Origin of the sequence: Flavobacterium sp. 90 (genome assembly GCF_004339525.1) — a bacterium.
GTDB lineage: Bacteria > Bacteroidota > Bacteroidia > Flavobacteriales > Flavobacteriaceae > Flavobacterium.
Window position 1 is genome coordinate 5,556,996 of record NZ_SMGE01000001.1, and the last position, 26,339, is coordinate 5,583,334.

The following is a 26,339-nucleotide window of genomic DNA, read 5'->3' on the forward strand; positions in this document are numbered from 1 at the left end:
AGTAACACGATCATTTTTATTTACTTAAAAAAATCATCAAAGCTTTCTTTTTTGGATTTTTGATACTTTTGAATATATACATCCAAAAAACCGCTTTCTTTCAAAAATTGCATTGGATCATTTATATTCATTATCTCCTGAATTGCTTTTTGTTTGTCTTTTTGTTTATTAAAATAGGATTCGATTATTTTATAACCAATCCAATATCCTAAATCATTTGGTCTGTCATCTTTATTAGAAGTTCCGTACAACCAGTCCTGATAATCCGGATTTTTTAATCTCGTTACAAATTCCTCGCATAATTTATCGCGGTTTTGCTCGCCATATTTATACGATGCCTGATTTATAGCTTCTCCCGAAGTAAGTTCGCCCATAAAATCTGCACCGCCTTCAAGCAAACACCATTTTAAGAGCACATCTTTTCCTTTAATTTTTTGCTGATAATGAATAAGTTCATGAGCGATTAAACCCGAAACTCCATCTAGATTTTGAAGTTTTTCAATTCCAATGATAATTCCTTCAGGAGCAGATGTTCCTCCCGAATTAAATCTTCCGTAAACAAAATAAATAGGAGGGAACTTGGCATTTGGGTACCAATATTTTAAGGCACTATAAATCGCTATTACGCGCTTTTTCTTGACAGAAAGACCGTCGAGAACGTTTCTTGAAAGTTCATAATCTGACTTTCTTTTTTTTACAACAGCAAAAAGCGAATCTGCATTGATTATTCGATTTTCTGTAAATGCTTTTACTCCCGGAGAACCTTTTTGTATGTATTCTACAAACGGATTTTCTTTTGATTTGTCCATTTTATCAAACGCTTGCCAAAAATTTTTTGAATCTTTTGTTTCAAAAACCGCATCCAAAGGATTCTCTGAGAAATTACTTTGTCCAAGAATAACATTAGAAAACACAATAAAAAATGTTGTAAAAAATAGATTTAACTTCATATGCGACAGACTTTATGTTTATTTCTTTAACGTTAAATTCTTCAAATTAATATTCCCGCATTGAATTTCTTTATCGTTTATTTTATAATAAAGAATTTGTCCTTTTAGGCTTAGTTCTGTTCGCAAAACTCCTTCAACTCCTTTAAGCAAGCGAAGCGTTACGATATAAAAAGCACTAGATTCTTTCGGGTTAATAGTTTTTTTCAACGAAGATAGTTTATCAATATTTTTATCAAAAAAAGAATCCAAATCTGTTAAACCATAATTAAATAAAGGCATTTTCTCAAGCGTCATCGTATCTTTAGGAATCAATATTTTAAAATATTTATCCGGAACTGATGGAATTTCAAATGAATCTTGAGGAAAGTCAATATTCACTTCAAGAGGATAATCAGTTTCATTACTTATTTTGGTCCAAAATACAGCGTAAACATATTCATCGCCTTTAGAGTCTTTATATCGCATTCCGCCTTTTGGAAAGCTGTTTTGTATTGTTACACTTCCGCCGTTAGAATCAGTATATTCATATTTAGAATAAACATTTTTATCATTTTTTTTGCTTTGATCATTTTTTACCGAATCTGGCGTTGCCTTATTTTCTTGTTTACACGAAAAAAGCGTTGTTGCCAAAACTAATAATAGGATACTTTTCTTCATTTTTCTATAAGGCTTATTTGCTATTAATGACAATATACAATCTCTATTTTGTCGTCTATCTTTTCTATTTCGTTTCTGAAATTTTCAATTAATTCAGTTCTTCTTCCCAGATTTACAGAATAGTCTACAAAACCCTCCATAAAGTCAACTCCTTGTTGTACAAACAATAATAGCTTTCGTTCACTACAATAATTGTCTAAAATATTTGTAATATAGTCCAAATGTTCCTCGCCAGTTTTACCTTTTAATTCTATTCGATACATAATTGGTAGTTCTATATTCATGATGTAGCTTTATTTTAATTCATTCAATATCAATCTTATGCTTTGTTATTTAAGATCGACTTGCCAAGTGATTTCATTATTTTCATGAAACATTGGGCAAAGTGTTTTTTCTGTTTCACCTTTATCATTTATTAGCAGCCAATCTGAGCAATATATCAGATCAAGATAGTTGTTTGCTTCCTCAATCAATTTATCTTCGTTTTCTACATCACCATTTTCGTAAAATTGACTCACTTCAATAGAATGTTTGATATAATTAGCCAAATGTGGATTTTCAGGAAACTCTGCTAAATAATCAAAAGCATAGATTATGTCTCCAGAACTTCTCATATCCCAGTTTGTTTCGGTCAGAGATCCAATTAAAGTCTCCTTAAAATATAGTTTATATTTCTTCATATCTACTTTTTTGCTTCATTAGTTATTTTTATGTCTTTCTCAGAAATTCGTTTCATCATTTGCAAGTACTGAGCTTTATTTTTTTTACGATTACCGGGTACGTCGGGCGCGATTACTTCCTGAATTGGCTCATCTTGCAATAATATCACATTTATTTGAGCTTTATTTGCAATAATTTTCTCCGGACACATTCCGACATACGTAAAAACCAAAAATTGATCTGAATTAACTTTTATAGCATAGTTACCATCAAAATCTGCTTGAGTATCCGTTTTTGTTCCTTCAATAAGAATATTTGCACCTGGAAGAGGTTGCCCAAAATTATCTTTTACAATTCCTTTAACTTCTCTTTTTTGTGCAAAAATTAATTGCGTAAAAAGAGATACTATTAAGACCATTTTACCGCATTTCATATCCAAAATTGACTTAAATTAATCTATACTTTCTAATTTGCATTATCATAAAATTCCCAATCATATTTATTTCTATATAATTTTGAAATACGTAATTTTTTGTTCGAGACAATATCTACTTTACTTAAAGACTTAAATTTTGTCAAATCAGGAATTTTCACCAAGTTAGAATTATGTCTTAATCTTAAATCTTTTAGCTTTTTGAATTGTATTAAAGACGACAAATCTTTAATAGAACTTTGATAAAGTTCAAAAACTTCCAGATTTTCGTTTGTATAAAGAGAAGCAGGAATTTTTGATAAGCCATTAAATGCTAAATGCCTTAATTCTTTTAAATTTTTAATCATCGAAATATTATCAGTGCCACTAATAGTAATTTCTTCTATTTTTTTTGATTTTTCTAAATCTAAAGGCAATGAAAAAGATCTGTTTAACGAGCTAATATCCAGTGTTTTTAAATTCTCTAAATTCGAAATCCCATCTAAAATAATTAGACTTTTCATGGATTCAAGTCTTAATTTTACTAAATGCGAATTACTCGAAAATGAAGATGGAATTCTCTTTAATTTATTGCATTCATAAAAAACTACTTTTTCTAAGGATTTCATATCTCGCAGATTTGAAATATCTTCCAATTGATCGTTATGACCAAAATATAAGTTGTTGAGATTTTCTAATTTATAAAAGTTTGTTGGTAAATCTTTTATCCCTGTTTTAAATAGTGACAAATATTCTAATCTAGTATTACTGCAAATACCATCAATGTTTTTAAGATTAAGAAGATTTGATAAAGTTATTATTTTGAACCTGCATTTACTCATATCAAAATCAATTTTGTCCAATGATGGTAAATCCGCAATCTCGATTTTTTCTAATGAATTTATAGTAGATAATCCTTCTATAGAACGCAAAGAATCATTTTCTGAAATTGTAAATTCAGACAATTTTATGGACGAGAAATCACCTTTAAACTCTCTTAATCCTGTTTTTGTTAAACGAATTGCAAAAAGCTTTTGATATTTTCCAAGTTCCGAAACATCCTCTAATAATTGCAAATTATATAAACTTACTCTTTCAAGGTCTTTACCAAAATTAGAAGGAAACTTTGTCATAGCACCATCTAAAATAGTCAATCTTTTTAAATTTTGTAATGTACTAATATTCTCAAAACCATTAAAACCAGATCCAGTATATAAATCAAGATCTTGAATAGTATTATTCAATTTAAATCGGGGAAAGTTTTTAAGTTTTTCGCATTTTAAATATATTCTGCTTAATTTTTCCATCTTACTTAAAGCCTCAATATTCTCAATTTCAGATGAATCAAACCTTATAGAATACAACGAAGTAAGTTTTTCAAAATCATCTGGAAGCGTTTTTCCTCTAAAATTATATATCGATAAGGATTTTAAATTTGTAAGATGCTGTAATCCATCAAGATCCTGAAGATTAGAGTCGAAACGAATAGTTAAATCTTCGAGATTTTCAGCTTTTATATTCGAAAACTCTTTTAAACTGACAAAATTTGGCCCAAATCTAATGTTAAGATCAGTCAAACTATCAAATTCTACAGCACTAAATTCTTTTGGAATAGCAGGCAGATCAATAACAAGCGTCAATGATAGAAAGGATGACAAAAGCTTTAATCTCTCTAAATTGGTTGTTGAATCGATGATAAAAGTACATCTAAAATAATGTTCCTGTTTGCCTGGTCTAATTTCAGATTCTGAATAATCATTGAGATTTTTATGAACTTCTACATATCCAGGCTGAGCAAATGCATAATTAACCAGCATCAAAAAAAACAGAATCAATCCTCTTGTTTTCAACATATATTTATTTTAAAAATTATTAAAAAAACTAGAAGATTGATTTATATACAATAATCAATCTTCTATTTATTGATAACAATTTCATCCAAAAGGTTGGGAAACTATTCAAAAATATTTCAGCAAAATCATAAACTATTTAAAACCTTTTTACCGTTTTCGTTATCAGGATTTAATTCAACAGATTTTTGATACATCTTAATTGCGTCTTCCTTTTTACCGGTTTGAAGCAATGCTTCGCCGTAACTATCATAAATATTCCAGCTTTTTGGAAAAATTAAAGTTGCCGCATGAAAGGTTTCCAAAGCATTATCACTTTTTTTAAGTCTCAGAAATTGATATCCTAATCTATTAAAATCTCTTTCGGAAGCGTTGTAACTATCTGGATTTTTTAAATATTCTTCGATTAACTGATTTGCTTTTTCCTTATTTCCGCTTTCAAGTAAACTTCCGTAAATTCTTGAAAGATTTTGCGAAGGAATTGTAACTGGTTTTTTATCCAAAATTTGAAAAACAGCCGTAGATGTACCAAAAACAGGGTTATTTCCGATACTTGATAAAAGTACCAAAGTTTCATTTTTTGCAATATTATGCATCAAAATAGAAGTTAATCCGGTCACTGATCCATCGTGGAAAACTATTTTTCCGTTGCTTTCATCCGTATACATTTCCCAACCTAAACCATAACTTACCTCTTTTCCTTCTATAACATAACTTACCTTTTTTCCATCATTAAGAATTGTCGCCGTTAAAGCTTCGTCTAACGCTGCCTTTCCCAAAAGTTTATGCCTAAATAAAGCATTTAGATACTTTTCTAAGTCTAAAGCCGTGCTTACAATTCCGCCATTTCCGTAAAAATTACTTTTTGCATCGATCAAAGAAGGTTCTTCTAAGGTTTTTACGTTAACAAGATTTGTAGAATAAAAATTAGAATAGGAGTATTGTTCAACCTGATTTTTTTCTTTAATCTGCCTGTTTTTCGGAACAAAAGTATCTTTCATGTTTGCAGGTTTGAAAATATTTTTATCAAGATAATTTGCAAAACTAATTCCTGATACTTTTTCAACAATCAATGCTGCAAGGCAAAAATTGACATTGTTGTATTCCCATTTACTTCCCGGTAAAAACGAAAGTGGCGTTTTAAAACGAATGAAAGCTGGTATAATATCCTGATTTGAAATCAGTTTCTCTGGTTGCTCTTTCATTATACCATCAAATAAATTATAATATTGTCCCAATCCAGAAGTATTACTCAGTAATTGTTTGATACTGATATTAGGATAAGGAAAATCCTGAAGATATTTTTGAACCGGATCATCAATACCAAGCTTCCCTTTTTCTACAAGTTGTAATATTGCTGTAGAAGTGAAAGTCTTTGTTACTGATGCAATTGTAAATTGAGATTTTTCGGTGATTTTTTCCTGTTTTTCGATATTGGAAAATCCGTATGAATTAGAAAAAATATTTTTACCTGATTTAGAAATTACCACATTTCCGTTAAAAAGATTATTCCTGGAAAGTGTCAAAAATAAATTATTTAATTCCTGACCCGAAATACTACATGTCAGAAAACTGGTCAATAAGACCAGAAAGATACGTTTGCTCATTTTGATTGATTGATTGATTGATTGATTGATTGATTGATTGATTTTTCTTGAAGCCAATATATGAAATATTATTACTACAATTAGTTTTTATAAATGATAAAAAAATTTACACACAATTTTAAACCCTAATTCACCATTTAAAGAACATATTAGTTTTAAAACCCATAATGATTTTTCACTACATTTGGCATAGATATTATTTTGTTTGGCAAGTTTATTGCGAGACGAAAGACATCAAATCATCAACCCCAAATTTTGAAAATGAAAAAAAAATTAATAACTCTTTTACTTGTATTTACAGTTATAAATACGTTTGGGCAAGCGCCGACCACTTCAAAAACCGGCAAAAATAATTATTCAAACAATAAAGAATTAACCGCTAATGACATCGTTACCAATAAAGCAATAAAAGCTGTTACAAAAGTTCCATTAGACGAAGCTTTGGTTTTAATTTACGATTACGACGGTTCTCTTTTTGCATTTGATTTAGAATCTGAGACCATCGCCTGGACCGTAAAAGCTACTGATAATCATACCGAAATGTGTGCAAATCAAATAACATTATTAGATGGAGTAGTGTATGTTCCGTTTATTAATGGTGAAATTTTCGCAATTGATAATCAAACCGGAGCCATTTTCTGGAAAACAAGATTAGGTAACATTACCGATCAAATTATACTAAAAGATCAAATTCCGGTAATTCACGATGGAAAATTGTTTATTACAACTCAAAGTCCAAATAATAATATTTATGCGCTTGATCTAAAAGATGGTAGTTTAATATGGAATTACAAATTAGATTCTACAAATAATGATATTTCGGTTCTGTATTTTGACAACAAAGTTTTTACTCAAAGCGGAACTCAATTCTATAGTTTTGAAGCAAATACAGGAAAACTTATTTACCAAAAAAGCTTTGACGAACCTATACACGGAAAACCCGTAACAGATGGCGAAAATGTATTTGTTGCAAATGAAAAAGATATAGTTTATGCTTTAAGCCCAAATAAACCAGATGTTTTATGGCAGTTTAAATTAGATGAAAATCAATCTAATATTAAGGATCGTATCGTTTGCAAAGACAAAAAAATATATTTTGCAGCACAAGGAACAACGGTTTCTTCTCTATATGCATTAGATTCTAAAACAGGAACTCAGCTTTGGAAAACGGACTTTAAAGACGATAATATCGAATATATCCTTGAAGAAAGTGATAATATATTTGGATATACACACAAAGCAAAACTTTTTCAAATAGACATTACGAACGGCGAAATTGCATTTGAAGCAAAATTAACCACAAAACCTATTTCAAATCTTGAATTTGCAAATGATGATTCCTTGTTTTATTATTCTGATGCCGCTTTAATTCAGTTTGAATTTAAAACAAAAGATGAAAATGAAGTTTATCTCCGAACTTCTATTAAGGACAATGCTTATAGCGCATTTGTAAAGAAAATTAGATAATAAAAAGAAGAGCCATTTCGATATAGAAGTGGCTTTTTTATGCAAAATTTGATCTTTAATTAAATGGATATAATCGAAAAACAAATAAATTTAATAGCTCAAAACAGAATTGAATTTAATGAAGGTATAAGATTGATTTTGAATAAATCTGAATTCGATTTTAAGAAGACATTTGAAAGCCTTAAATTTTTCATTTTTAACTCTATTCCTGAAAAAACCAATTACAATTCAGCTTCTTATCAAAAAGCAATTTTAAGTATTCCGCTTAAACAAACTTTTACACCAATAGTTATACTTACTAAATTTTCGACTAAAATTGCCTTCATAAAATTAAGTGAATTACCTGAAAGCGAATATGAAAAAATAATCATTTCCCTTCTATGGATTTTTAAAATCACAGATACTGAACGTCGTGAAACAGAATGTAAAAACGGATGTGGACATGATTGGCATAGTATTTCTTAAATATGCTAAGAATTACATTTTTAAATAAAAATAAAGTAGATTTGAGAAGCAAAACGCCTTTAATCTTTTTAAAATGAAATGGATTACCCGAGAACGACCAAAAATAGATCGGATTGCATGTCCTTGGTTAATTAAAAAATTTGTTGATCAGGAAGCCGAGTTTATTTATGTGCCTTTTAGTCTTGTTTTAGACAAAGCCAAAGAACTTAATGCAATTCCTTTTGATATTCCAGATGTCGAGTTTACGCATTATAACGACCAAAGTACATTTGATTATATCATTAAAAAGTATGAAATCAATGATCCTGCAATTTTAATTATTGCCGGAATTGTACGCGGAGCAGATACAGATCGACACGATATAGCCAAAGAATCTGCGGGACTTTGGGCAATTTCAGCCGGACTTTCTTATAATATTACTGACGATTATAAATTACTGGAAAGCGGAATGATTCTCTACGATGCCTTATATAGCTGGGCAACGCATCTTTATAAACAAAATCATTTGCAGAATAGTCCTTTTGAGAATTTGCTGCATGAGGTTTATAATAAATTCCTGAAAGACAAGAAATCGACAGCCAAAACACCAACTTGGGTCAAAAATTTAAAAGAAATAATTCAAGACCAAATCGACGCACAATTTGCATTCGATTTAAAGAAAATTTCCAACGAATTGGATTTAAATCCTTCGTATTTATCAAGAGAATTTTCAAAGCATTTTGAAGATCTGAATTTTGGCGAATACGTTAGAAAACTCCGAATTGAAAAAGCGATCAGCCTTATTTCAAATTCTTCACATTCTTTAACCGAAATAGCGTACATGACAGGATTTTCAGATCAAAGTCATTTTACTCGAATTTTTAAAGCGCATACAGGGAAAAATCCATCTTCTTATCGAAAAAAAGCCGGAAAAAGTAATCCTGATACAAAAGGTAAATAAGGTTCTATTTTAAATGAACGTTGAATTTTAGCTTTGTTTTTATAACTAAGACTAAAACCATGTATTTAAAATTAACTTTTCTGTTTACCGTATTATTAGCAACTTTGAATGTTTCTTCGCAAACTACGTACCCAAAAATTACAGGTTATTTTGGGATTATGCATCCAATTGTAACTTTCAGCGAAGACGAAACGACTGTAAATTTCAGAGATTATTATGCAGTAGGTTTCCCAACGGGAATTAATATCTGGAAAAACGAAAAAATTGGATTTTCACTTGAATTTGTCCCAAACATAAAAGACGACAACGGAACAAGTAAAGTAACCAATTTACTGTTTCATCCCGGAGTTTTGGTTGCATTAGGAAAAGGATACACTTTTGCCGGAAGACTTGCTTTTGAAACTAGCGGAAGATATGGATTCACGCCCGTATTCAATAAAACAATCATAAAAAGCACCAATTGCAGTTATTATGTGGCCGTTCCTTTGCCGGTCCGTTTTGGTAATGATCATCCGAGCACTTTTACAGTTGGTTTTCAATTTGGAATCGCCTTCTAGAATAAAAAAAAGCTCCAAATTTAGTAGACTAGATTTGGAGCTTTTTGTTATTTACAAAGAAAATAAAGCATTATTTCTTACTTTCAAAAGCATCAGGAATATTTTCATTTAGATAGTTTGAAAGCTTTTCAAAATCTTTAGAATTCCTTTTAGACAAATTGAGTTTAGTTCCTCCATTCATGTTTAAAACGATTACTAATGCTGTATTAACGTCCAGAAAATGATATCGAGTTTCCGTCCAACTTGAAATAGCTTTTAAACTATATTGTTTCTCCTTAGAGAATAATTGGCGAGTAACCAGAACATCGTCAATAAGCTTATAATATAAAATTTTATTTGTATTTGAAATGTATAGTACCATAATAGCAACAGCAAATATAATTAAAACTACTTTTTGCCATAATTCTTCAGATCTTTCTATCATTAGAAAAGCTGCTGAACTAACAAGTAAAATATAAAAAACAATCAATAACTTATCCTTTGTCATTTTTCCCATGAAAATCAATTTCCAGTTTTTTATTTAGCCAGCAATTTTTCTATTTCTGCCGCCATGTTTTCTAAATTATTCGGAGTATTTCCCATTGAGACAAATTTTATAACGCCTTCTTTGTCTATTATAAAACTCTTAGGAATAGAACCTTTAGCATATTCATTCCATATTTTTGAATTTGGATCAAGTCCAAAATTAAAATCAATTCCGTCTTTTCTTAGTTTTTCTACTTTCTTCTGAACCACAGCTTCTTTTTCACCAATTGAAATTGCAAGAAAAACAAAGTCTTTGTCTTTATTCGGCTGAATGATTTTTGATGGTATATCATAAAATTCCATTAAACAAGGCGCACACCAAGTTGCCCAAAAGTTTACCAGAACAACTTTTCCTTTTAAATCAGAAAGTTTAACTTCTTTACCGTCTATTAATTTTAATGTAAAATCTTTTGCTTTATCTTCTACATTCAAAAAAAACTCGTTTTTAGGTTCAGCTATCTTTTTGAATTGTACTGCCTGAACTTTGGCTTTTTTGTCATTCTCCAGTTTTTCCTGCTCGGTATAAATCTCAATTTTCATTATAAATTCTCTGTCTCCAATTTTATCCCCAAACTTTTTTGCTAATTCGTCTCTTTCTTTTTCAGAAACTCCTTTGTTCATGGATTTGACATAACCTTCGGCGCCGTATTTTTCGACTTGTGCCATTGTAGAAATTTCGTTGTTAACTAATATTACATATTCTGGTTTTTTAACAACACTGGTTTGTCCGTAAAAGGACTGCGACGCTATTACAAGCGCTAAAAGAAGTAATTTTTTCATTTTTTGATTGATTTGTGATTTGATTGATGATTTTAGTTCATTTAATAATCGGAATAACAGGATTCTAATTGACTTTGTTTAAGCCGATTTAGAACCATAAAATTAAACTTACTAATAACGAATATAAGAAAATTTTTATTCTGATTAGCTTAAAACTCGCATTACCGGAATAAATATTTTTTAACACAGACTAAACATCTTATGAATTAGAATTAAAATATTTCAAATCATTCTGTAACATATTAGTTAAAATCATACATATATAAGACAGTAGAATTTGACTGATTTAAATAATTCAAATAACTAATAAAATTCAATCTATGAATGCATCAGAATGGCTCGTTTTTATTTTAATCATGCAATTTATTCATGGTTTATCTACGTGGAAACTTTACTTAAAAGCAGGTATAAAACCTCTTGAAGCATTTATACCAGTTTATAATTTGGTTGTTTTAATGAAAATTATAAATCGGCCTGGTTGGTGGGTTTTTCTAATTTTTATTCCCATTGTAAATCTTATCGTAATTCCTGTAGTTTGGGTCGAAACCATTAGAAGTTTCGGAAAAAATTCCAGCTTTGACACCGCTGCAGTTTTGCTAACATTTGGTTTTTATATTACTTTTTTGAATTATACTTCTAAAGATCTTACTTACATTGAAAATAGAGATCTAACACCAAGAACAAAAACAGGCGACACAATAAGTTCGCTATTATTTGCTATTATTGTTGCAACATTGGTTCATACTTATGTGATACAACCATTTACAATTCCGTCTTCATCATTAGAAAAAACATTATTGATTGGCGATTATTTGTTTGTCAGCAAAATTAATTTTGGACCAAGAACACCCATGACAACCGTTGCATTGCCTATGGTTCATGATACAATTCCTTTTATCGGACTAAAATCTTATCTGTTTAATGATGATTTTACTAAAAAGGAAACATCGATATTAAACAAGTTTCAATTGCCTTATTTTAGATTTCCGGCAATAGAAACAATCCAACGAAACGAAATTGTAGTTTTTAACCAGCCAGCAGACACGTTGCGCGATATGGATAATTTTAAACCAGATCGAAATTATTACAAACCAATTGATAAAAAAACAAATTTAGTAAAGCGATGCGTCGGAATTCCAGGTGATTCTCTGGAAATTAAAAATGGAGATATTTATATAAACGGAAAATTAAGCATATTACCTCAAAGCGCTAAACCTCAGTTTAATTATATTGTAGATACAAAAAGTGTTCCGATAAATCAAGATGTTCTGGTAAATTATTATGGCGCAAAAGATGGAATGAAATATGAAAACGGAGATTTTGCTCAAACCCGTAACGGTGAATATTTTCTAACTTTAACGGATAGCGAAGCAAAAGCAATTGCAAACAATTCGGTTGTAAAAAGCGTTAAGAAATATTTGTCTCCAAAAGGACAAAATGACGACGTTTTTCCACACGTCGCTTCTTTACATTGGAATGTTGATAATTTTGGACCAATCTATATTCCTAAAAAAGGTGCAACTGTTAAGTTAGATTTAAAAACACTTCCGTTCTACAGACGAATTATACAAGAATATGAAAAAAACACTTTAAAAGTAGAGGGCAATAAAATTATAATCAACGGAAAAGTAAGCAACACTTACACATTCAAACAAGATTATTATTGGATGATGGGAGATAACCGTCAGAATTCTCTTGATGCACGATTCTGGGGATATGTTCCTTTTGATCACGTACTTGGAAAACCGGTATTTATTTGGTTTAGCTGGAATAAGGAGGGAAGCGGCTTGAACAAAATAAGATGGAATCGTATTTTTTCTGTTGTAAACGGAAACAGCGAGCCTAAATCTTATTTAATTCACTTTATAGTTTTAGTTTTTCTTTACATAATAGGGAAGAAAGTACTAAAGAAAAAAGTCAAAGAATAATCATTCGCAAAATCATAAAAAAAGCTCCAAAATTATGGAGCTTTTTTTATACTGTTTTTTATTTCGTTTGCTATTAATTTTGATGCTATTGGCGACCAATGTGTATCATCATAAAAGTAAATATCCTTTTGAGTTTTTAATTTTTCAGACAATATTTCCTTTGAATCGATATAGATATAATCCTTTTTTAACTTCTTAAAGTTTTCAAAGAATAAAGGCTTTGTAAAACTCTTTTTATCAACTATATAATCGTAATACATATCGTATTTGTCCGGTGACGGCAACACGATTAGTTTTATATTTTTTTGTTTGAGTTTTCCCGATATTGCATTTAAAATTGCATTCAGTTTTTCTGAATTTTCTACCAAATTATTTTTATTGGTTTGAGTAAAATCCTGATAGAAAAACAGCAATTTATCCGAATTATTACTAAACAAAGATTTAGTATTAAGCTGAACATTATAAACCTGTTTATTGGACAAATAATTCTCCTTAATGAAAAACAGAGTAGAAGATAATGGAAATTTCAGGGTTGCACTAGAGAAAAAATCATATTTAAAAACCTCTTTTTTGGGTTTAGCATTAGTAACCAAAGTATCGACATCTTTAATCGTTAATTTACCATTAGAATCAATGTTTTCGCTATTATCTATAATATAACGTTCTACATTTTGAAGTACAACATAATTGATTTTGTAAGTCTCAAAAAAGTCTCCATTTACTAAATTCATTAACGTCTGAATCTGATTATCCGATATAAATCTGTTAACATGAAGAACCGTAAAATCATTTGCAAGTTCATTTTTATATCCGATAGCGCCTTGCTCAGAAAAGGAATCTCCAATAGTTAGGATTTCGAATTTTCTGTGTTTGGATTTAGACAATAACTCATATTTTTTAGGTTTACTAAAATCAAAAGCTTCTCTATAATCCTGATAAATATCTGGTATATAGCCAAGTCGCAACAAATCCGGAGTTTCTTTTGTAGAATAAAACAAAGATGTAATGAGATACAAAGCCAGAAAAGGAACCGTAAACAATAGGGTTTTGAAGATAAATTTTCTCATGGCTTAAAATTGGAAATAAATAAATTGAGATTCTTTTCCTCCAAACCAAAATATCGCGATAATAATAACATAATACATTGCATATCTAAAACCTCGATTCCATTTTAAACCAAGATGAGCAATCGCATATTCTCGTTCTCTGCCAAACCATTCTATAAGTATAAAAATTAAGAGCAAAACAAACAAAAATGACGGTCTTACAGTTGGAACTGAGAATAAGGATCTTGAAAATATTTGAGAAATATATTCTACTGCACGATTTAAGCTTTCGGCTCTAAAGAAAATCCATGCAAAAACCGTTAAACCAAATGTTGTCACAATAGCCAATACATCTTTCAAACTTGGCAAATATTTTCCTTTTGCAACAATTTCGAGATTATTTCTATTCGAATTTAAAAGAATCGAAGGCATAATATATAACGCATTCAGCAATCCCCAAACGACAAAAGTCCAATTTGCGCCATGCCATAATCCGCTGACAATAAAAATGATAAAAACGTTTCGCACTTTCATCAACATACTTCCTTTGCTTCCGCCAAGCGGAATATAGAGATAATCTCTAAACCATGTAGAAAGCGATATATGCCAACGTCTCCAGAATTCGGCAATATCACGTGAAAAATACGGAAAAGCAAAATTTCTCAATAACTCGATTCCAAACAAACGTGCGGTTCCCAAAGCAATATCAGAGTAACCGGAGAAATCACCATAAATTTGGAACGTAAAAAAGATAGCGCCTAAAACATGATCGCTTCCGGAATAGGTTTCAGAACCATTAAAAATCTGATTTGCATATTCGGCACATTGATCTGCAATGACGATTTTCTTGAATAATCCCCATAAAATTTGCCTTAAACCATCTACTGCATTTGCATAATCAAAGGTTCTCTTTTTTTGAATTTGTGGTAAAAGATGTGTCGCACGTTCTATTGGACCCGCAACTAACAATGGAAAAAAGCTAACAAAAAGGGAATAATCGATAAAGTTTTTTTCTGCTTTTATTCGGTTTTTATAGATGTCGATTACATAAGATAAACCGTGAAAGGTGTAGAATGAAATCCCTACCGGAAGAATAATTTTTAAGGTCCAAACATCAAATTTTAATCCAACGCCATTTAAAACTTCTGAAAAAGATTCGATGAAAAAATTATAATATTTAAAAACTCCAAGAAAACCAAGATTAACAGAAATACTTAACCAGAACCAAAATTTCTTTGCTTTCTCAGTTTTTGCGTCACACATTTTAATACCCGTATAATAATCTAATAATGTCGAAAAAACGAGAAGAAATAGAAATCTCCAATCCCAACAGGCATAAAAAAAGTAACTGGAAACAAGTAAAATTATATTCTGAAGTCTTAAGTTTTCTTTTGCAATAAACCAATATAATATAAAAACAAACGGTAAAAAGAAAACGAAATTTATGGAATTAAAAAGCATGTTTTTAGTCAGTTTTTGTGGTATTTATTGCTTGCCCAGTAGTTTCATTCAGCATAATGCAAAATGTTTAGACTAACAATAAAACTGATTCCAATAGCTTCAATTCAGATTGCCTTTAAGTATAAATAAAACTGGTATTTTCGGCTAATATAAAAAAGATTATCCGAAAAAAATTAAAGTTTTTATTTATGCCGAAAATTTTAATAATTATCAATTATCCATTCATGATCAATAACATCTAAGTTTACATCGTGATAATTAATTTCTTCCTTGCTAACTTCTCTTTTATACGGATCCAGGATTTCCCAAAGCGTTTCGTCAATGTCTGAAAGATTTGCTTTTATTAGATCTTTCAGTTGTCTTTTTAGATAAAAACTATAATGCAATCCGCTTGAAAAACCTTCTGACATACCGTTTTCCGGAAGCGTTATTTTATAAATTTCTTCTCGAAAATGCATTAAATCATTAAAAAGCCAACCGATATCAACCGTTCTGTGCCTGATATGATCCAGAAGGTCGGGATCAGAATATAAAGCAGTTATCTGGGTAATTATTTTATCTGATAATTCTTTGTTTGCGTCTTTTTCTCTGTCATGAAGAAATTCTCCTGACAAGACATATTCAAGATTCGTTAACTTATTAAGATGCTGCGCTCTGGTAAGTTTTTCAGTATTACCAGTAAACGAGTATTTTATTTGCACCAGCGGATTGACATACTTTTTTGTCAACTCAAAAGCTTCCAGAAGCGTTTCGATTTGCGAAAGTCTAATTTTAGCCGGTTTAGAATTTCTTCTTTCCGGTGAAGACCACAAATAATTATAGTCTAATATTTTATATAATAAATCTTTTGCTGTCATAGCTTAATGCCTTAAAAAATACTGATCCTAAATCTATGTAGAATCTCTTTATTTCTGAACTCTTTTTAAGTCCAAATCCTGAAAGTCAAAACTAAAATCAATATTTGGAGAAATTCCTTTCATTTTAATAGCTTGAGCTTTGCCATTTTCGTCAAGCGAAAACATAGCAAATGCATCACAATTCATTGCTTGATATTCCCATTTTATCGCAAACGTGTTAGCATTATAAAAAGCCATCGGGCCATTTAATTTTGGCGAACGATATGATTTGAACCATAATTGTTTGTTCTTTTCGAAGACTTCAATTCCTCCAAACCATTTGTCTACGTAAACACCAATAAAGTCTTCATTTTTAATTTTCACATTCTTAGAAGACGCTACTTTTTCCCAAGTTTTTTTAGTAACATCGTCTCCGCTAGCTTTTTCCTCGCTCATCCAAGTGGCAAATTTATCTGTCCAGCCAAAATCATCCAATCCTAAATAAATGTCAGAAATAGTGTTTGAAACCGCCATAAAAAGTCCTCCGCCGCCATTCTCCGTATTGGTCAAAATTACAATACCTAAATTCTGATCCGGATACATTTTTACAATCGACAACATTCCAGGCAAACCTCCGGTGTGAGATACTTCCAGATTTCCTTTTACATCTGTCAATTCCCAGCCTAAACCATAACCTCTAAAATGAGAATTATATCTAGGATTTGGATCTGCTTCTTCAACAGTATGAATGCGCCACATTTCGTTATGGTTTTTCTCAGAAAATAATGTAGTTTTCAAATCAGGCCCATACTGACCTTTATTCATAGAAACCGTCATCCATTTTGCCATATCTGCAACATTCGAAATTATTCCGCCTGCTGCGCTATTCATTTGAACTCCAAAACCATCAATTGTTTTTATCGTTCCTGATTCAGAGGAATGTGGTACCGCCAAATTGCTTTTGTCTTTTATCAAATTACTAGCAGCAAAACTATTATTCATTTGCAAAGGCTCAATAATTTTTTTTTGCACAAATGCTTCATAACTCATTCCGCTTATTCTCGCAATCAATTCGCCTGCAACAACATAAAGTAAATTATCATAATCAAATTGCGTTCTAAAAGCAGAAACCGGCTTAAAATATTGAAAACTATTCAAGACATCTTTAATCGTAAAATTTGAACCATCAGGAAAAAACATCAAATCACCAACGCCCAAACCAAGTCCGCTGCGATGCGTTAACAAATCCTGAATATTGAAATTCTCCGTCACATAATCGTTATACATTTTAAACTCAGGAATATGATCTTTTACTTTATCCGTCCATTTCAATTTTCCTTCGTCTTCAAGAATAGAAAGTGCAGCTGTTGTAAACGCTTTACTATTTGATGCAATTTGAAAATTTGTATTCTCGTTTACCGCTTTTTTAGTTTCAATAGAAGCAACTCCATATCCTTTTTGGTGAATTATTTTTCCATCTTTAACAATTGCAATCGAAGCACCGGCAACTTTAAATTTTACCAAAGCATCTTCCATCAATAAATCAATTTTTTGCGATGTTAATTGTGCAAAAGTTGGAGTAGAAGCAAGGCAAATAAAAAATAATAAAGTTAAAATAGTTGTTCCTTTTTTGGTGTAGAGATTGCTTTTGAACATTGTGGTTTTTTGGGTTTTATAGTTAACTTTTTGAAAGAAATAAACCAATCTCGATAATTTAAAATTATAAGGATTTTTTTTATAAAAATAGCATTATTTTATTGAATATGAAAAATAATTTTATGTTAAATTAGTAACTAATCCAAGATAATAATAGTGTTTATTAAACAATTATCATAACGATTCTCCAAATTAACCACAAAAAACAACAATAAAGGAAGTAATGAAATATAAGACAAAAAACCTCCAAAATCTAATGATTTCAGAGGTTCTCAGGAAAACCTCGTTTAGTACGGTTTATAGATAAATTCTCAATTTGGTAATTCATGAAACATTTCGACCATAATCTCCAAGCCTTTTGGTGAGTACATAAAATCAAGAAACTCTTCGGTTACTTTTTTTTCTTTGACAAATCTTTCTAACATTTCTTTTTCATAATCGGTAATTGCTTCTTTTAGATTCGGAAATTTCCCGTTTGTTAGATTTTCGCTTAAATCCAGAGCGTCAAGCATTGCTGCATTTACACCTTCGCCATTTGGAGGAAGCAAATGCGCCGCATCGCCAAGCAAAGTAATATTCGATTGTGATTCCCAGTTTTGATCAGCAGGCATTCCGTATAAAGGTCTTGGAACAAAAGTGGTTTCATTTTCTTTAAATAATTCCTGCCAAATAGGTGACCAATTCTTAAATTCTTCATTAAACCAAGTTTGAACTTGTTTGACATTTTTAAAATCAATACCACTTTTTGCAGCCCAATTTTCATCCGTTTTCCATCCAATATAAAAATCTAAGCTTCCGTCGCCTTTAGCGCTTAGAAATAAGGTTTTAGAATCTGCCATTGCCGATATTTTTCCTCCTTTTAATAAGTCATTAATTTGCGGCGTATTCTTTTGTGAGTTTTCAATATTTCCAACCAAATAAGTAACACCCGAATAAACGGGCTTGATTGGCGTAACAAACGGACGGATTTTAGAATTTGCGCCGTCAGCTCCAATTACAATATCGGCGTGTGCAATGTTTCCGTTTTGAAAAACAATTTGCCACGTATTCTCAATATTTTCTACCGAAACAATATGACTGTCCCAGACAACCGTTTCAGGATCAAGCGAATCTAGCAAAATATCTCTTAACGGTCCGCGATCGATTTCCGGTCTAAACCATTCGTCGCCAAAATCGCCCGTTGATTCTTTCTGATGATCGTCATGAAAAATGATTCCGTTTTGATCCACAACCCGATATTTATCGTTGTCAGGTCTGTAGTTTTCTTTGAAAGCGCCCAATAAACCGGCAGTTTCAAGTGCTTTCAATCCTGATTCAAAGTGCAAATCGAGTGTCGCACCTTGCAATCTTATATGTCTGCTTTCGTCTCTTTCGTATACTTTTACGTTTGCGCCTTTAATTTGCAAAAGTCTCGCTAAAGTAAGTCCGCCCGGACCACCGCCAATAATTGCTATACTTTTATTTGCTATCAGATCTATTCCTTTTAATGCTTCCATTTTTGATACCTTTTATTTGTAGTGCAAAGAAATGGCACTTAAACGGATTGCAAAATATCAAAACAAAGTAAGTATTGGACTATTCGTGGTTTTTATTTCTAAAACCTAAAGGCGTTATTCCGGTTACTTTAGAAAATAATCTCGAAAAATACGGATAATCATCATAACCCAAATCAGCTGCAATCTCTTTTGCAGATTTATCTGAATGATACAACATACGTTTTGCTTCAAGAATAATACGTTGCTGAATGTGATATGTAACAGAAAAACCTGTCGTGTTTTTTACACATTCGTTAAGATAAGCCGTTGATATATTTAGTCTTTCAGCATATTCCACAGGTTTTTTCATCGAAATGAAATTACGTTCCAAAAGTCCTTTGAAAGCTTTTGTTATTGTATCAAATCTGGAAAGTGAATCTGTGGTTTTTGTATGTTCTAAATATTGCGAAATAGTCAATCCAATTAATACATTACAACTTTCTTTAAGTATCGAATTATATAACTTTTCGTGGTTTCTTTCAGAGAAATTCATACAAAGCGTTATAGTATCAGAAATAATAGAAAAGGTATCCTCATTTATCAACAAAGGCTTTACAGGCGTGATATCTTCTAATAATTTGAGATATTCGGGATTTAGATTTTCATTATCAATTGCCCATCCGCTAAAAGTTACATTTTCGAAACCTATTAAACGATGTATTTGATTGGGATGAATATAGAGTAGAGAAGAAGGCTGAATTTTATACGTCTGAAAATCAATTTCGATACCCGTAGTTCCGCTTTCCTGCAAAAGAAACAAATGAAAATTATCCCGATGTGACTCTTCAAATTCTTCAAAAGAATCTAAATCTTTAACGGAAATTCTTCCAATAATAGCAATTCCGGCCTCAAATTCGCCAGCCGCAGGATTTACAGGAATTGATTTTGTTTTTTTAGACATTATAATTTTGCTTCTTTATACAAAGATATTTAATTATTTTATGAGAATTTTAGGAGCAAAGCAAACCGTTTTTTCAAGACCCGAAGTCCCGCTTTCACCTACATCTTTGTTCGTCCCTCTCAAAGGATACCGGCTCTATCGGGGCTAATTTAGAAGTATCTGTTTTTCAAGACAAAGCTTTGTGATTAATCCTCTACAAATTTCAAATGGATTTCTTTAAGCCAAAACCTCCATTTTTAATTTATTCAAATAAATATAGAATAACTTATTCTTATCAAAACAATACGAAGTTCCTATATCACGATTATAAATAGAAATTCGTTCTAAGGTATGAATGTTATAAACTTCAATTCTATCGTAAAAAACCAATAAAATTAAATTGGCATCAGAAAAAAACAGTTCGTGCGGAGCTGAATCCTCTTTTGAAAAGGAAAGTGTAAATTCAATTGCATTTTCAAAATCATTTTTAGACAGTTCTCTTATTTTAATTTTTATCTCACATAAATCTATATAATAGTAATACAATATTTTATTTCCACTAGAATTAAAAATATGATTGCTTCCAAAATCATCGATTTTATAAGAAAACAGAAGCACAGGTTTTTTTATATCATTAATTCTAAAAACATTAAAACTTCCTCTTGGATAATTTCCGTCTCTGTCGAAAAAAACCAAACCAAGAAGATTTTTATCAGGCAATGAAAATATTGGATATTCATCACCATTGAATCTTAAAAATAAAAAATCGTCTTTATAAAAAACCGTATCAAAAAAATCTGCTAAATCATGTTCGCTAAAGTCCTCTAAATCTAAAAAAATAAAATTATCACTTACAAGATATTTCTTCAAAAAACAGTAATCGTCCAGAGGGTTATGGGATTCGTCTTCTATTTTTTCAAGAACTACTTTTCCTTCAAAATCAATTTTAAAATGACAAACTTCCTCTTTAGTTTTTTTAAATCTTGCTTTTAAATAAATGAATTCTAAATCTTCAGATAAATAAAACTCAAAAATATGTGTTAAAGAATATTTGCCTAAATGACTCAAATCCTTACTATAATTGACAAAAGTATTATGTTCGAATTCACGATAATAAAAACGCAACTTATTGTCGAGCGTAATTTTTGCTTTTAAAGAACTATTAAAATCGATAATTTCAACAAATAATCGCCAAGATGAATTAACCTTAAGCAATGCAAGTTTATTAGAATTCGGAATAAAATGCATCTTTAAAATATTCTCGTAAGACACTTCAATATCTTCTGTCAAATTATAAGTTACCAATTCCATATATTCTATTTTATTCTTGCTTTAGCGAGATATTTGTCAAACGAAAATAGAAATTATAAATTCAATTATCTTTATATTTATTACAGAAAACGATTTTAAAGACAATAAAAAAACTCCATCAAATGCGATGGAGTTTTAAATATATAATTGTTTTAAAGCTAATTAAGCCAGAACCGTTTTTCGATCAGCTGGTCTAAAATACCACGATATTACAGTTAAAACGATTAATAATAGTGGACCAAAAAGTTCTTTTGCTGCATCTCCGCTGGCTACGTGTGAGAAAACAGCGCCAGACATTGCAAAGAAAAATCCCGCATAAGCCCATTCTTTCAACAAAGCAAACTTTGGAATAAGAATCGCAATAACACCCAGAAATTTCCAAACTGCCAAAAGCGTTAAAAAATAAAGCGGATATCCCAAATGAGCCATCATATCACCTTGATCTTTTACTTTTATAAATTGTACAATTCCGGTTGCAGTCATTCCTAATGCAAGCCAAAGCGTTGCAACCCAATAGATAATCTTGTTTCTCTTAGTCATAATTACTTGATTTAATTAGTTGATAGTTATTTTAGTTTGTTTACAGAATCCTGCAAACGGTTATGTGCCATATTAATACCCTGAGCAAACGGAAGTTTCAGCATTTGATCTCTAAGCTCCGGTGATTTGTAAACGATTTGCATGGTAAGTGCGCTCGTTTGATCTGATACTTTTGTGAATTCTAAAAACTCAAGCTGTGCCGGAAAAGGAGTATTTTCCATCTCAAAAGTTCTGGTGATTCTTTGATTTTCAATTATTTCGTGAATCACTCCATTTGCCTGAAATACAACATTTCCTTTGGCATCGGTGGTTTCAAATTGCCAACCGCCATGTTTTACATTTTCAAGTTTCAAAACTTTTGTTCCCATCCATTGTTCAACAATTTCAGCCTCTACATAAGCTTTGAAAAGTAATTCAAGAGGCAAATCAAATTCTCTCGTAATTACTAAATCCTGTTTGCCATTTTCGGCATGAATTTTAGTTTTTGGTTCCATGAATTTTATTTTTTAGGTTGATAGTTCTTCATTATGGCTTCGAGTTTATTGAACTTTTCGTCCCACATTTTTCTAAAAGGCTCAATGAAATTGTCAATTTCTTTGATCTTTTCGGGATTTAAATGGTAATAAATCTCTCTTCCGTTCTGTGTTTGATGTAATAATTCACATTCACTTAAAATCTGAATATGTTTTGAAATAGTTTGTCGTGACGAACTAAAATTTTCGGCTATTGTACCTGGTGTCATAGCCTGAAGCGCAACCAAACTCAAGATTGCTCTGCGAGTAGGATCTGCTATTGCCTGAAAAACGTCTCTTCTAATTTCCATTGTGCAGTTATTTGACTGCAAATATAATGCAGTTATTTGACTGCGCAAATTTTTTGAAGACTTTTTTTAAGCAAAACCTTAAAATATTTTTTAAAACCTAAATGTAAAGCATTAAAAAAGAGTAAAGTAGAAACCTGTTAACTGCAATTGTTTTAACACATAAAACATTGCCCCGAAGTGCAATTTCATTAAGTTAAGCTAAAAAAAATCAGTATTTATCTGCGTTTTTACGAAGTAAATCTGTTTTATCCGCGTCAAAATTAGACACTGATTTTACTGATTCGCTAAAGCGAAAACGCTGACAAAAACTGATTTTTCTATTTACTTTCTTGATAAAATCTATGTTTCTATGTGTTTAATTTTTTTTTTAGGCATTATATCCAACGGGCTAGAGTAGAAGTAATAGTTAATAAGTAGCATTTATTCTAATACTGGCTTTTATAAGTGCTAAGCCTTTTACAGCATCAATGTGGAAGTCTTTTGGCTGATGGTGTTTGTTCTCAGAAACGAGCTTTATAAATTCGTCACCTTTCTCAGATTTTTGAATCCATTTTACCATTACAAATTCTTCGCCTTCATCATTAACTAAGGAAATCAGGTACATTTCGCCCCAATAAATATTCCCGATCGAAGTGGTGATTTTTTTATATATAATGATATCTCCTGATTTTAGCAACGGATACATACTATCGCTGCTTACATAAACTGCGCCATCACATTTTGGTAAATTTGGTACAGTAATCTGATCGATTAACTTCTCCGTACTTTCGTCATCAAATAATGTTGATGCGGATGCGTGAACGTCAAAAAGTGGTATATTTTGCTTTTGATATTTGTCTTCTTCTGATGGAGATTCGTTTACAAAATTATTATGCTCGTTATTTAAATTTTCAGTATAAATCTGATTTTTAATCATTTTTTGCTTTCCTGTAAGCAACCAGACTGGATTTAAATCTAAACAATTGTCTATTATCTTATTGAAGACGTCTTCTCCTAAATTTCCATTTCTTTTTAATTGGGTACCTAAATATCCATTGGACAAGCCATTCTCCTTCTCAAATCGAGTTGGCTTAATTCCTTTGTAATCAAGGTATTGATAGAGTCTTTCAATTGCTTTCATAAAATATAAGAAAATATTTACTAAACCTTGCTATTTTGTAGACTATTGTTTATACATTTGTTCCCGCAACAGGAACAGACAAGGCAATGGACAAAGAAACGAAAAAGAAAAACATTTACAACACAGAAATCCTTAATCGTATCAAAGAAAAATACGGTTTATCAAAAAGATTTATCACAATGAGCCTTTCCGGTGACCGAAAAAGTGAAATGACAGACACTGTAAGAAAGGATTACAAAAAGATGGAAATTGCAATTGCAGCGCTTCTTAAAACGCTTTAAAAAAATAGAATAATTTCAATATTACCACACATAATAAGCTAATAATATCAAAATAACTTAATTCTTTGATTTAGAGAATTTCAATCACTAATCTCTAAATCGAAAGCCTCCTTAACCTTGGATTTTGGAGGCTCTTTTTTTATTCTAATGTTTCAATTTTCTGTTTCGCTTATAGCAGAATATCTATTGCGTTAGTTTATAAGGTTATAAAGTCCTCACTATTAATTTGTTCCAAGAAATGAGAATCGTGCGAAACTACAATTAGAGAACCTTGATATTCATTAATTGCTTTGGTCAGGATCTCAATATTCTGAATATCCAAATTATTTGTGGGTTCATCTAAAACAATAATATCCGGAGATTCTTTGTTTATGGTAAGACAACAAAGCATTAATCGCATTTTTTCGCCTCCGCTTAGAGCAAAACAAGGCTTATCCCAATCTTCTCTGGAAAATAAGAAGCGATTAAGCCGCATTTTAATTTCATGTTCTTCTAATCCTGATGTGTTGAAATACTGAGCCTGATCGTAAACTTTAAGCTGATTTTGAATTAAAGAATAATCCTGATCGATGTAAATAGATTTGTTATCAGCTCTGAAAACCGTTCCAATTTGCGGATTAAGTTCTCCTAATATAATTTTTATCAAAGTCGTTTTGCCGGAACCATTCGCACCTTTCAATGCAATTCTATTCCCGCTGATGATTTCGATATCTAAATTCTCTTTCCAAAGAAGTTGTTCTTTATATTTAAAATTAATTTCAGTAGCCTTAAAAAGCACTTTTCCTTTGTGTAACACAGAGTTATCAAAACCTATTTTCATTTGATCAATATCTGGTATAGAAGAGTGCAATTCGCGTAATTCCTGCGAAATACCATCTATCTTTTCTGCATGAACTCCTTTTAGTTTCGAACTGCTATTTTCAGCATTATTACGCAGCGTATTCATCATGATTCTTGCAACTCCGGATTTCTCTTGTTTCTTTTTGCCTCGAGCGTCTAGTTTTTGCTGTCTTTCTAATGTTTCACGTTCTTTTTCGCGGGCTTTTCGCAGTGCTTTTTCTTTGGAATGCAAATCCTGATTTAAAGCATTAATTTCGATTTGCTTTTGCTCAGCATAAAAATCGTAATTTCCGCCATACACATTAACGTCGTGTTTACTTAATTCGTAAGTTGTATTGAGTTTGTTAAGCAAACTTCTGTCGTGACTCACAATTAATAAAGTACTTGACGTTGACTCAATAAAATCATACAATAATTCTCTGGCAGTTGTATCAAGATGATTGCTGGGTTCATCCATCAAAACCAGTTCCGGCTGATGAATTAGAATACCGGCAAGAAAGATTTTTGTCTTTTGTCCGCCACTTAAAGTATTCATTTTTGACATTAAATCTAAATCTTCAAGTTTCCAGTATTTTAAAGCATTATCGCAACGTTCTTCAATGGTCCAGTCATCGTTTAGAATGTTTAGATTTTCTTCGGTAACATTTCCTTCGATTATCTCTTTAAATGCTTTAAGTTTATCGGCAATACGCAATGCTTCGGCAATTGTAAGTTCGTTGTATTGCCCAAAAATCTGCGGAATATAATAGGGTTCAGAACCTAATCTCAACTCTCCGTTTAAAGGTTCTGATTCGCCGGCAATAATCTTAAGCAAAGTCGATTTTCCTGAACCGTTATTACCAATTAATGCAATTTTTTCGTGATTGTTTACAGTAAAACTGATGTTGTCAAATAACAATTCCTTGTTATTGTGTTTATATGAAATGTTTTGTAGAATAAGCATAATTTCTTTCTCTAAAGATGAATAAATTGAGCCACCACAAATTGCGGTTTACTCTCTAAATTGCCTGAAAGAAATTATTTTTCACATAAAGAAATGCTTTAGTTATTAGCTTTGTAAAGATATAATTTTATACGAAAGCTTGCAAAAGGTGAAAAAAGTTTTTTTCGCCGCGAATTTCACGAATTTACTTGAATTTTTATTTTGATTGTGCAATTGAATAAATCTGTACGAATCTGTGCAATCTGTGGCAAACTTTTTAATCGGTTTCA

27 protein-coding genes are annotated in these 26,339 nt (G+C 31.0%); 6 read left to right on the forward strand and 21 right to left on the reverse strand.

What is annotated here, in order from left to right:
• Positions 1-20: 20 nt before the first annotated feature.
• The 7 genes from C8C83_RS22545 to C8C83_RS22575 all read right to left on the reverse strand — a co-directional run bounded on the left by C8C83_RS22545 (position 21) and on the right by C8C83_RS22575 (position 6,136).
• A complete protein-coding gene (locus tag C8C83_RS22545) occupies positions 21-950 on the reverse strand; it encodes a DUF2268 domain-containing putative Zn-dependent protease (protein WP_121330795.1) in 930 nt (309 codons plus the stop codon).
• An 18-nt stretch (positions 951-968) separates the two neighbouring features.
• On the reverse strand, positions 969-1,607 hold the full coding sequence (locus C8C83_RS22550) for a hypothetical protein (RefSeq protein WP_132011915.1): 639 nt from the start codon (positions 1,605-1,607) through the stop codon (positions 969-971).
• Between the two features lie 23 nt (positions 1,608-1,630).
• Positions 1,631-1,891, reverse strand: coding sequence for a hypothetical protein (locus C8C83_RS22555; protein ID WP_121330797.1), 261 nt, complete (start codon positions 1,889-1,891; stop codon positions 1,631-1,633).
• 45 nt (positions 1,892-1,936) lie between these two features.
• Complete coding sequence (locus C8C83_RS22560) at positions 1,937-2,287, reverse strand: hypothetical protein (RefSeq protein ID WP_121330798.1); 351 nt, start codon at positions 2,285-2,287, stop codon at positions 1,937-1,939.
• Between the two features lie 2 nt (positions 2,288-2,289).
• Positions 2,290-2,685 (reverse strand): carboxypeptidase-like regulatory domain-containing protein, encoded by a 396-nt coding sequence (locus C8C83_RS22565; RefSeq protein ID WP_158598187.1) that lies wholly within the window; start codon positions 2,683-2,685, stop codon positions 2,290-2,292.
• Positions 2,686-2,732: 47 nt separating this feature from the next.
• Positions 2,733-4,532, reverse strand: coding sequence for a hypothetical protein (locus tag C8C83_RS22570; protein WP_121330800.1), 1,800 nt, complete (start codon positions 4,530-4,532; stop codon positions 2,733-2,735).
• Between the two features lie 125 nt (positions 4,533-4,657).
• Positions 4,658-6,136, reverse strand: a complete 1,479-nt coding sequence (locus tag C8C83_RS22575) for a serine hydrolase (protein ID WP_121331429.1) — start codon at positions 6,134-6,136, stop codon at positions 4,658-4,660.
• Between the two features lie 261 nt (positions 6,137-6,397).
• On the opposite strand from C8C83_RS22575, the gene C8C83_RS22580 reads away from it, so the two are divergent.
• The 4 genes from C8C83_RS22580 to C8C83_RS22595 all read left to right on the forward strand — a co-directional run bounded on the left by C8C83_RS22580 (position 6,398) and on the right by C8C83_RS22595 (position 9,565).
• Complete coding sequence (locus C8C83_RS22580; protein WP_121330801.1) at positions 6,398-7,603, forward strand: PQQ-binding-like beta-propeller repeat protein; 1,206 nt, start codon at positions 6,398-6,400, stop codon at positions 7,601-7,603.
• Positions 7,604-7,666: 63 nt separating this feature from the next.
• The gene (locus C8C83_RS22585) at positions 7,667-8,068 is read left to right on the forward strand and encodes a DUF5958 family protein (RefSeq protein ID WP_121330802.1); all 402 of its coding nucleotides are present in this window, start codon (positions 7,667-7,669) and stop codon (positions 8,066-8,068) included.
• Between the two features lie 73 nt (positions 8,069-8,141).
• Complete coding sequence (locus C8C83_RS22590; RefSeq protein ID WP_121330803.1) at positions 8,142-9,008, forward strand: chromate resistance protein ChrB domain-containing protein; 867 nt, start codon at positions 8,142-8,144, stop codon at positions 9,006-9,008.
• A 59-nt stretch (positions 9,009-9,067) separates the two neighbouring features.
• On the forward strand, positions 9,068-9,565 hold the full coding sequence (locus C8C83_RS22595; protein WP_121330804.1) for a hypothetical protein: 498 nt from the start codon (positions 9,068-9,070) through the stop codon (positions 9,563-9,565).
• Between the two features lie 70 nt (positions 9,566-9,635).
• Here C8C83_RS22595 and C8C83_RS22600 read toward each other — a convergent pair whose 3' ends face one another.
• The gene (locus tag C8C83_RS22600) at positions 9,636-9,989 is read right to left on the reverse strand and encodes a hypothetical protein (RefSeq protein WP_165877252.1); all 354 of its coding nucleotides are present in this window, start codon (positions 9,987-9,989) and stop codon (positions 9,636-9,638) included.
• A gap of 92 nt (positions 9,990-10,081) precedes the next feature.
• A complete protein-coding gene (locus C8C83_RS22605; RefSeq protein ID WP_121330806.1) occupies positions 10,082-10,870 on the reverse strand; it encodes a TlpA disulfide reductase family protein in 789 nt (262 codons plus the stop codon).
• Between the two features lie 320 nt (positions 10,871-11,190).
• On the opposite strand from C8C83_RS22605, the gene lepB reads away from it, so the two are divergent.
• Entirely contained in the window at positions 11,191-12,798 is a 1,608-nt protein-coding gene (gene lepB / locus C8C83_RS22610; RefSeq protein ID WP_121330807.1) for a signal peptidase I, read from the forward strand.
• Between the two features lie 32 nt (positions 12,799-12,830).
• Here the strand turns inward: lepB and C8C83_RS22615 are convergent, their stop codons facing one another.
• The 11 genes from C8C83_RS22615 to C8C83_RS22665 form a co-directional block, all read right to left on the reverse strand.
• On the reverse strand, positions 12,831-13,865 hold the full coding sequence (locus C8C83_RS22615; RefSeq protein ID WP_121330808.1) for a hypothetical protein: 1,035 nt from the start codon (positions 13,863-13,865) through the stop codon (positions 12,831-12,833).
• 3 nt (positions 13,866-13,868) lie between these two features.
• Entirely contained in the window at positions 13,869-15,305 is a 1,437-nt protein-coding gene (locus tag C8C83_RS22620; RefSeq protein WP_121330809.1) for an MBOAT family O-acyltransferase, read from the reverse strand.
• 200 nt (positions 15,306-15,505) lie between these two features.
• Positions 15,506-16,162, reverse strand: coding sequence for a hypothetical protein (locus C8C83_RS22625; RefSeq protein WP_121330810.1), 657 nt, complete (start codon positions 16,160-16,162; stop codon positions 15,506-15,508).
• Positions 16,163-16,210: 48 nt separating this feature from the next.
• Positions 16,211-17,797 carry a serine hydrolase gene (locus tag C8C83_RS22630; protein ID WP_233566184.1) on the reverse strand — a complete coding sequence of 529 codons (1,587 nt, stop codon included), beginning with the start codon at positions 17,795-17,797 and terminating at the stop codon, positions 16,211-16,213.
• Between the two features lie 311 nt (positions 17,798-18,108).
• Positions 18,109-19,293 carry an FAD-dependent monooxygenase gene (locus tag C8C83_RS22635; RefSeq protein WP_121330811.1) on the reverse strand — a complete coding sequence of 395 codons (1,185 nt, stop codon included), beginning with the start codon at positions 19,291-19,293 and terminating at the stop codon, positions 18,109-18,111.
• Positions 19,294-19,372: 79 nt separating this feature from the next.
• Positions 19,373-20,233 carry a helix-turn-helix domain-containing protein gene (locus C8C83_RS22640; protein ID WP_121330812.1) on the reverse strand — a complete coding sequence of 287 codons (861 nt, stop codon included), beginning with the start codon at positions 20,231-20,233 and terminating at the stop codon, positions 19,373-19,375.
• Between the two features lie 216 nt (positions 20,234-20,449).
• Complete coding sequence (locus C8C83_RS22645) at positions 20,450-21,523, reverse strand: hypothetical protein (RefSeq protein WP_121330813.1); 1,074 nt, start codon at positions 21,521-21,523, stop codon at positions 20,450-20,452.
• A 162-nt stretch (positions 21,524-21,685) separates the two neighbouring features.
• Positions 21,686-22,063: a DoxX family protein gene (locus C8C83_RS22650; protein WP_121330814.1), complete on the reverse strand. Its 378-nt coding sequence runs from the start codon at positions 22,061-22,063 to the stop codon at positions 21,686-21,688.
• 26 nt (positions 22,064-22,089) lie between these two features.
• A complete protein-coding gene (locus C8C83_RS22655) occupies positions 22,090-22,557 on the reverse strand; it encodes an SRPBCC domain-containing protein (protein ID WP_121330815.1) in 468 nt (155 codons plus the stop codon).
• 5 nt (positions 22,558-22,562) lie between these two features.
• Positions 22,563-22,886 (reverse strand): metalloregulator ArsR/SmtB family transcription factor, encoded by a 324-nt coding sequence (locus tag C8C83_RS22660; RefSeq protein ID WP_099712465.1) that lies wholly within the window; start codon positions 22,884-22,886, stop codon positions 22,563-22,565.
• Between the two features lie 406 nt (positions 22,887-23,292).
• Positions 23,293-24,006, reverse strand: coding sequence for a S24 family peptidase (locus C8C83_RS22665; protein WP_121330816.1), 714 nt, complete (start codon positions 24,004-24,006; stop codon positions 23,293-23,295).
• 86 nt (positions 24,007-24,092) lie between these two features.
• Between C8C83_RS22665 and C8C83_RS22670 the strand changes: the two genes are divergently transcribed.
• On the forward strand, positions 24,093-24,287 hold the full coding sequence (locus C8C83_RS22670; protein WP_121330817.1) for a hypothetical protein: 195 nt from the start codon (positions 24,093-24,095) through the stop codon (positions 24,285-24,287).
• A 196-nt stretch (positions 24,288-24,483) separates the two neighbouring features.
• On the opposite strand, the gene C8C83_RS22675 is transcribed toward C8C83_RS22670, so the two are convergent.
• On the reverse strand, positions 24,484-26,070 hold the full coding sequence (locus tag C8C83_RS22675) for an ABC-F family ATP-binding cassette domain-containing protein (RefSeq protein ID WP_121330818.1): 1,587 nt from the start codon (positions 26,068-26,070) through the stop codon (positions 24,484-24,486).
• Between the last annotated feature and the right edge of the window lie 269 nt (positions 26,071-26,339).